Here is an 8,667-nt window from a genome sequence, read left to right on the forward strand (position 1 = left end):
GCTATCGCCTTGAACGAATCGCTTCATCTCGCTCGCCTCCGCTATCGGATACGAAAATCATAACGCTTCAAAATGACGTTTTGACACGGTCTGGGCCACGTGCAGTCATATGCTTCGAGGAAGAAAGAGCAGTCAGACGGCCGCCCAGCATCGTAAAGTTGCCGACGAGGGTTTCAACATCGAGTGATTGTGCCGCAGAATAGCGGCACGCTCAAGACGTATCGCGGCTTGTCGCACGGCATGTTGACAGTGAACGCGATACGCTTAACGCCGATCTGCTCGCATTCGTGCAAAGCCGAAGGCGAAGCACGCTGTCTTCTGCCATTCGCACTGTTGATGGAGCGGTTACTCGAGCTGCTGGTCCGATCACAAATCCGCCCGAGGCCTAATACACGAATATCGACCGTTGCTAACCCTGATCGACATGACCGCCTAGAAAAAGCTCGGATGCTGGTGGCGCGATGGCACGCGACCGTTACTTTGGCAGCTTGTCGATGCTTTCCAAGTGGTGGCTGTTAGAACTTAGGGCGAATACCGACGACGGCCAATACTTGATTCTGCGTCGACGAAGCGCTGGCTCCTGTCAAGTTGGCTACCGCTTTGTTGCCGGTAGAGTCGGTCCCTGAAGCGTGCTGATAGACCACGTCCGCGTAAACGTCAGTACGTTTCGAGAGCAGATAGTCGGCGCCTATAACACCTTGATGATACTGTGCATCGTTCACACCATAGCCTTTCGTGTAGTTGTAGCCTATCCCAAAGGAAGTGGACGGCGTGAACTGATAGCGGACGTTCAATTCACCATTATGAAACTTTGCATCGCCGCCCGCGCCCGTTGCCGGCAACCCTGCCAAGGTGCCGATGTCCTTGAACTGCGTTTTGCTGTACGTCGCGAGCCCGCACCCTTTTTCGATTACACGATCACCCATGAGACGATGCGTGTGGGCGGCGCGTCGTTCTTCGTGTTGACGAAAATCGCCGACTGCTTGGCGAGCCATTACGCGCTTCACGGTCGGACGCAGCGCCTGGCGAGCGATCGACTGACCCGTTTCATGGAATGCGTGATCTCCTCGATCGATCTGTTCGACGAAGAGTTCGACACGAGCATCGCCATCGAAATCGAGAGTTGTGACACGGAGGGCGCGCTGCGCGTGACGGCAAGCGGCCTGCAGCATGCTCCGGGACCGTCGGGGATGACGCCCGTGTTCGAGCGCTGGAAACACCAGACGACTGTCCACTTCTAAAGCGCGAGCGGCTATGACACACGAAGTCGACGAGCAACAACCGCCCGAAAGACGTGGACTTGTCGGAGATCGACCGAAAAGATCTGATCCGGCAATTCGAACAGGCTTACGGGTGCAGTTACGAGGTTATCCCAAGACCAGATACGGGCTTCGATTGCGATAAGAACGGCATGTACTCGAATCGAGCACGCGCGTGGGATGGGAGATGTACTGCGCGGCCTTGGGTCTGGGTGTGGACCCGTTTTCCGGCGAGCGGTTGCCCGGCGCTATTGTGCGCAAAGGCTGATGCTCACAGGCGCCCATTGCCCGAGCTAAACCAGCGACGCCAGACTTTATGTCATAAAACGCCCGCTGACCCCGATAAATCAAGCGGGCGTTTTAGCGACGTAAGGCGAAGCGGGTTATTTAGGGTGCGCGCTGATGAAGTTTTTTATGGTGGCGTACCGGGCCTTTTTGGTGCCGTCATACTTCAAAACGCCATAGTTCATCTCGTCACCAGTAAGCGGCGTACTGGTATCTCCGGCAGCGTCGATGATTTGATAGTAATCGCAGCCTGTGATGTTGTACTGCGCAGCCACAGAGACCCATTTCGCCATCAAGTTCGGTCCGATAACGGCATTCTTTACGCTGGTTTCATTGCTTCCGTAAACATTCCAATTCGCACCAAACTCGTTGATCCGGATAGGTTTGCCCCAAGTTGCGGCATGCGCCAGCAGATTATACCCACCCTCCGAGCTCTCGGGGTTGTCATTGTTCGAGTTGGAATTGGTGTACCAGTGAAGCGCCACCAAATCGACGACCACTTTGGTGTGGCCACTCGTGCCATCCGGCTGAGTACCGGCGAATAGCATGTCATTAAAGGCCGTGTGAAGCCAGGTAATCCCAGCCATCATAATCGGCGTCGTTAAATCAGCTGTGCGGATGCCAGCGATCACGCCCAGAAAATAACCGCGGATGACAGTGAACCGACGGTTATCGTAGTGACTGGGCTGAATACCGTTGTAACTTCCCGAGAGCAAGGCATACGAGTCCTCCTCATTACCTATTTCGTACCACGGTACATAACCTTTCAGCGCCGCCGCGGTCTGCCCGATCGCATAACCGACGTTATAGGCCGATGTCTCGGTTGCCGTGTGTCCGTCCTGCGTTGGATCATAGTCGCCCTCGATGTTGGGATAAACGCAAATACCGTTCGGCGTAGCATAATTATTGATAAAATCTTGCCAAATCGCCACTTCGCCACCCCAGCCCGCAAAGCCGTTCCGAAAAGTCTTCATGCCGAGATCTTTCATTGCAGCGACGATGACATTATAGACCGCCGCAGTTGGCTGGACACCTTGTCGATCAACCCCGCTACCGCCCCAATCGAAATGACCATTCACGCCATAGAAAGTAGGTTGGACGGGGCTAGGGTAGTTGTTTCCGCGGGGATCAGTGGTCTGATTCCAGGTGTTGGTCGATGAATCGTACTCGTAATAGTTCTGATCGTCTCCAAGCACATAAAACGATTTGCCATAGTACAGCAAAGAAAGAACATGATCCGTATTGCCGATTTGCACGCCGTTTTTGTACACGACGTTCGCATATGTAGGATCGTCGTGTAGCGTCCAGATGCCGCCTGCAGCATCGATAAGCGAGGCCGCGTTGCTTGAGATGGTAGCACCATTCGCGCTTTCGACCACTTGGTTCCACGAATTCGATGTCGCATTGAATTCGTAATAGTTCTGGTCATCGCCAAGCGCATAAAACGCTTTGCCAACGTATAACAAGGACAGTACATGATCGGTATTCCCGATTTGCACGCCGTTTTTATAGACCACGTTGCCGTAGGTCGGATCGTTGTGCAAGGTCCAAACACCCCCCGCCGCATCAACAATCGAGGCAGTGTTGCTCGAAATAACGGTCCCGTCAGCCGATTCGGGAACGGTCTTGTTGAAGGGAACGTTCACAGTATCGCCAGAACTGTTGTGCAATACGTAGGTATTCGCGCCGATTGGCGACGCAGATACATCCACCGCGTCGCTGAAAGACTGCGGCGCAAGCTCCTTTCCATCAATTGATTGCGTGCTTGTGCCGACGATGGTGAGAATGTTTCCATTCAAGGTTGCGCTTGTTACGCTAAGTGCCATGCTTGCTCCTTTTTGTGGACTACGAGATAGAAGTAAATGCCGCCAGCAGAATCGGTTATCTTGAAGACCTAACCCAACTTACGTCTTTTACTTGAACCCAAAATTATTCAACACAACGTGGAACAGGCAGTTGTAGCGGTTTGCCATGACTTCGGCGATGGCCGCGGCACACGACAATCACTAGTCTGAGGCGGCGGGCAACTATTCATTGCTTTGACGATATCTCTCAATACGACGACTATCGGGCATTTCGGCGTTCACGATTTATTCGATGATTCGAGACAGCGCGTCTTGCAACCTCGGCGAAGCGGACTGCAGAGTGAACGCATGAGTGCCTGCTATCCGAAGAGCGTGTGAAAGAAGACGGTTGTCGTTTTCATCCTAGATCTCTTATCCGCTGTGGGCACTTATCAGCGCCAGTCGATTGTTGCACACGATAATGATCATATCAATACCGAAAACTGCTTTACTCTCGGTGATCGCCGAATGTTTGTTTGACGCCGTACAGTCCAAAACTGGGAGACTGGTTACTCTTTCCAACGAATCTCTGACGCTCGCAACCAAAACAACGTTTAAACAATGCCTTCAGCGACTATCAGTAACACCCCCGAAATGCGGAAGTTTCGACACCGTGACGGCGCTTCAGTAAACACGAATACGCCGCCGGCGCCGGGGAAATCACGGGAAGCTGACGCGCTCCCTAGCGGCGATTCTCTTGCGCCCCTTTCAGTGTTTCATGAACCTTGGTGGCTCGACATCGCTACTGATGGAAACTGGAGCATTGCGAAGGTCCTACAAGACGGCGAAGTCTTGGCGCAGATGCCCTATTCCTTGATTAAGCGAGGACCCTGGCAAACGTCACATATGCCTTCGCTAACTAGAACGCTCGGTCCAGTGTTCAAAGAAAATGAGAAAGATCCGGTGCGGGCAATGGCTGAGCGCGTGAGCCTCACCAATGAGTTGATCGCACAGATCCCGACGGTCCATAGCTTCTACCAAATCTTTGATCCGCGCGTCGAAGATGCACTGGCGTTTGGGTTGAAGGGATTCACGGTATCAACCCGTTACACGCTTCAGTTTCCAGTTGGACGAACTGTGGAAGATTTATGGAAGGGCTTGCATTATAAGACGCGGAACATGGTTCGTACCGGTCAAAAGTTCGTGACTATCCAGCCGCTTGCGCCGGACGAATTTAACCGGTTTTACGATAGCAACCTTGAGGCTCGAAGCCGTAAGAACATCTACGGGTCGCAAGTCATGCACCGACTTGTTACCGAATTCACTCAGCGCGGCGCAGGATACGTTCTTGGAGCCTACAACGCTGACGGGGCCCTCGTCGCGGCAATCGGTGTGGCCATGGACTCGCATGCGGCGTATTACATCTTGTCGTCCCGCACGCAAAATGCCCATGGCGGCGCGATCAGCGTTCTAGTTTGGGAAGCCATCAAGAACGCCGCCGAGCGAAATTTAACATTTGATTTCGACGGCATTCCCAACGAGAATACGTTTAAATTTTTGAGCGGCTTCCGGCCAACACTTAAGCCGCGGCTCGTGATAGAACGACATAGCCCGATATGGTCTGCGGCGAAGGCCGGCCGGCGACTATTTCGCCGAGGTGGGTCCGACTGGTTCGTCACAACGGTGTGAAACCTCTCCATAGGATGGAACATGAAGAACAATTTTACGTCTTGGGTCGCGTTTCAACTTCGTGAAGTCCGCGAATGGGTACAGGCGATCACGCCGCTTTTCAAGCGTGATCGTAAGCATTGCGAGTACGATATCCGCGGAAAATAGGCGGTTAGCATTTGGCCGATGTTCGGCTGACAACGGTGCGGGTATTGCCGCGCCGATCCAAATGACCCAAAACACGAAAGAAAACGTGGTCTGCAACCGTTGTTGGAAATTTGGAGATGAGTAGCTCTAGCGCGCATACGGGCGCGTTAGTCACTTTTCCCGTCGTGCACAGCATTCGAATGCGACTGTCACGACGCGTCCCGAGACGAGCTGCCCGCGTGTGTGGCAACACTAGGCAGTTTCGGTGCCTGCATAGCTGGCACCCACTGCAATCTGGTTACACAATCGCATTTGGGCATATCATTGCCGAAGCAAAGCAGCGGATGTTATACAGCGTGACTTCGGCTATTGTCGCAGGGCTGCGTCAAATGCGGCTTCTTGCCCGTCGCCTCTCGCTTGCTGAGACCCGACGCACTCTCAGCAGCTGATCGCCGTTAAGCGTCCCAGCCTCGTAGACGGCGACCATGGCGGTCTAAATCTTTGCGTTGGTGAAGCGCGCTTGTTTCGGGCGCGGTCGCGGCGTCTAGACATCGATCGTTCCGGATGCGCGCAGACGGATCCAGGTCATGCCTTCACTCAGCCCGGCAAGCACGGCCTCATACTCGTTGTCGAAGATGCGTGCGTGCCTGAACCGGTGCACAAACCGCCCGCGCTCGGCATCGTGCTGTTCCACGCCTATCGAACATACGATGCCTTCCGTCACCTGCTCCGTGTTGCAGGTGATGCTCCAGTCCGTATCGTCCACTTGTCCCTTGAGCGACATGACGCTCTCCTTGTATTGATAAACGCATTCCTTGGCACGCGAATCCGAACGTCTGATACACGAGGAGCCAGCTTGGCGTCGCCAGAAACGCCCGGGCCATCCCGTGACCGACTCTACGAGTATCGCGCTACGCGCCCTTGAGCCAGATCAACCGATCATGTCGCGAGTCTCGCCTTGTGATCGCTTGATTTGAGTCAAGGACGGACGTCCGGACATCCGTAGACTTGGCTTGCAGCAAGGTCAATCCTCTCCAGGGAAGTTCGCCATGTACGCCCGCATTCTCGCGCCGGTCGACGGTAGCACTATCTCCTCGCATGCTTTCGACGAGGCCCTGAAAGTCGCGCGAGCCAACGACGCGATACTCCAGCCGCTCTATGTCGTCGATCCGCAGCCTCTCGCCTACGACACCACCGCTACCTTCTATTCCGACATGCGCGACGCGCTTCTCGAAGAGGGCCGACGCGTCACTGCACAAGCCGCCGAGCGCATGACCCGGGAAGGCGTGAAAGGAACCCCGCGCTTGAGCGAAGTCGAGCTGACAGGTGATGACATCGCCCAGCGCATCGCGACTTGCGCGGAGGAATTCGGCGCGGACCTCGTCGTGATGGGCACGCATGGCCGGCGCGGCTGGCGACGTCTCGTGCTCGGCAGCGTCGCGGAGCGCTTCATGCGACTGGCGCGCGTCCCGGTCATGCTCATGCCGGGACGCGAAGCCGAAGCTCGGGCGAAACCCGGGGAGCCGGCAGCGCAGTCAGCCGGCTGAGCGTCGCACGAGTCTCGCGCGCGACTGCGCACTCTGCATAGGTCACGCGGTTCGCATGGACCTCGCCGAACCGAGCACAGCGAATGTCAGGCGCTTGCTCAGCTCAAGGGATCGGCGATAATTGATCGAGCTTTCGCTCCCGTGCGGTCCGCCCACGCGCGTCCGCAGACTATCGGTGCTTGTCACCAGGTCCCTATGAGCAGAAACGAACGCCGACCTTCCATACTCATGAATGGTGCGCCCGGCTGGCGCACCGGGTCGCGCCATGGGATCGCGCTGGCAGCATTGGTTGCGGCGGCCTTGATCGTCGCATGGTCGACCGGACTTCAACGCCTGTTGTCCGCTTGCGCGCTCAGCGGACTCGCGCAATTCTGGTTGTGGGCGGGCGCGGTGACGTCGACCCTGCTGCTGACCGCATCGATCCTGCTTTTCGGCGCGCAGCGCACCGCGCGCGCCTCGGCCGACCGCGCCGTTCTTGGCCAAAAGCGGCTGGAGGGTATCCTCCGCTCCACGACGGAGGCCACTATCACGGTCGATTCGGCGCAGCGCATCGTGATGTTCAATCCGATGGCGGAGAAGGTCTTCCGCTGCAATTCGAGCGACGCGATAGGCGCGCCGCTGTCTCGCCTGATACCTGAACGCTATCGCGCGGGACATGAGCGCCAAGTCAGGCTTTTCGAACGAACAGGCGTATCGGATCGCCAGATGGGCGGGAGCCGCGTAATGCACGGGCTGCGCGCGGACGGCGAGGAGTTTCCTCTCGAGGCATCGATATCGCAGACCGAAGACGGTGACGGCAAGCTGCTCACCGTCATCCTGCGCGACGTGACCGAGCGCGTGAAAGCAGAAGCCATCCTCAGGCAATCGCGCGAGGAACTTCGCGCGCTTTCTGCGAATCTTCAGCAGATGCGCGAGCAGGAAAAGAGCCGGATCGCGCGTGAACTGCATGACGACCTCGGCCAGACGCTCAGCGCATTGAAGATGGAAATGTCCGTGCTCAAGGCGCGGCTCGACGCGCAGGGCAAGTTCGACGATGGCATCGCCGCCCAAATGCAGCGCATGCTTGGCCTGGTCGACTGCAATATCGCGTCGCTCAGGCGCATCGCTGCGCATCAACGGCCGGTCATGCTCGACGATCTCGGTTTGCCGGCGGCCATCGACTGGCTCGTCGAGGATTTCATTCAGCGCCACGGCATCGAGGTCAGGCACGAGTTCGACACTGGCGATCTCGCGTTCAATACGGACGCGGCGACCGCTGTTTTTCGCATCGTCGAAGAGGCGCTCACGAATATCGTTCGCCATGCGCACGCGAGCCGCGTCGATCTGTCGCTCAGCGCCGACCGCGACAATTGCGTGCTGCGCGTGGGCGACGACGGAATCGGCGCTTCGGCCTTGCCATCGGCGAACGCGAAATCGTTCGGCTTGCTGGGCGTGCGCGAGCGGGCGAACGCGCTGGGCGGGCGCGTCCAGATCGATTCGATGCCGGAAAGCGGCTTCGTGCTGACCGTAGTTCTGCCGCGCGACGCCGTGCGGGAAAAGGAATCGCAACCATGACGATAAAAGTGCTGATCGCGGACGACCACACGCTGGTACGCGACGGACTGCGCCATATTCTTGCCGACGCGAGCGGCTTCGAGGTCGCCGGCGAAGCGAGCGACGCGGCCAGTACGCTTGCTCTCGTTCGTTCGACGCCGGCGCACGTGCTGGTCCTCGATCTGTCGATGCCGGGCCGCAGCGGCCTCGATCTGCTCGGCCAGATCAAGGAGGAAAAGCCCGGCCTGCGCATTCTCGTACTCACCATGCACGCGGAGCAGCAATACGCCACGCGGGCGTTCAAGGCAGGCGCATCCGGCTATCTCACCAAGGAAAGCGCGAGCTCGGAACTGGTCTCTGCCGTGACCAAGGTCGCCGCGGGGGGCGCGTACGTGAGCCTCGCGATGGCTGAACGCTTCGCGCAGAACCTGAGCGGGCGCGCCG

General features: G+C 57.1%; 7 protein-coding genes. 4 read left to right on the forward strand and 3 right to left on the reverse strand.

Annotated features, from left to right (window positions below):
- Positions 1-515: 515 nt before the first annotated feature.
- Together QCE79_RS38330 and QCE79_RS38335 are read right to left on the reverse strand one after the other, a co-directional pair.
- Positions 516-1,172, reverse strand: a complete 657-nt coding sequence (locus QCE79_RS38330) for a porin (protein ID WP_309854155.1) — start codon at positions 1,170-1,172, stop codon at positions 516-518.
- Between the two features lie 470 nt (positions 1,173-1,642).
- On the reverse strand, positions 1,643-3,370 hold the full coding sequence (locus QCE79_RS38335) for a hypothetical protein (protein ID WP_309854158.1): 1,728 nt from the start codon (positions 3,368-3,370) through the stop codon (positions 1,643-1,645).
- A gap of 894 nt (positions 3,371-4,264) precedes the next feature.
- On the opposite strand from QCE79_RS38335, the gene QCE79_RS38340 reads away from it, so the two are divergent.
- Entirely contained in the window at positions 4,265-5,017 is a 753-nt protein-coding gene (locus tag QCE79_RS38340; protein ID WP_309854161.1) for a GNAT family N-acetyltransferase, read from the forward strand.
- Positions 5,018-5,687: 670 nt separating this feature from the next.
- Here QCE79_RS38340 and QCE79_RS38345 read toward each other — a convergent pair.
- Positions 5,688-5,927 carry a UDP-glucose 4-epimerase gene (locus QCE79_RS38345; RefSeq protein WP_309854164.1) on the reverse strand — a complete coding sequence of 80 codons (240 nt, stop codon included), beginning with the start codon at positions 5,925-5,927 and terminating at the stop codon, positions 5,688-5,690.
- Between the two features lie 265 nt (positions 5,928-6,192).
- On the opposite strand from QCE79_RS38345, the gene QCE79_RS38350 reads away from it, so the two are divergent.
- From QCE79_RS38350 to QCE79_RS38360, 3 genes are all read left to right on the forward strand, one after another.
- The gene (locus QCE79_RS38350) at positions 6,193-6,690 is read left to right on the forward strand and encodes a universal stress protein (RefSeq protein WP_309854167.1); all 498 of its coding nucleotides are present in this window, start codon (positions 6,193-6,195) and stop codon (positions 6,688-6,690) included.
- A gap of 195 nt (positions 6,691-6,885) precedes the next feature.
- Complete coding sequence (locus tag QCE79_RS38355) at positions 6,886-8,244, forward strand: PAS domain-containing sensor histidine kinase (RefSeq protein ID WP_309854170.1); 1,359 nt, start codon at positions 6,886-6,888, stop codon at positions 8,242-8,244.
- Positions 8,241-8,667, forward strand: a 427-nt coding sequence (locus tag QCE79_RS38360) for a response regulator transcription factor (RefSeq protein WP_309854173.1), incomplete at its 3' end; no start/stop codon positions are given. The genes QCE79_RS38355 and QCE79_RS38360, both read left to right, overlap by 4 nt.

It is taken from the genome of Caballeronia sp. LZ003, from assembly GCF_031451465.1.
GTDB lineage: Bacteria > Pseudomonadota > Gammaproteobacteria > Burkholderiales > Burkholderiaceae > Caballeronia.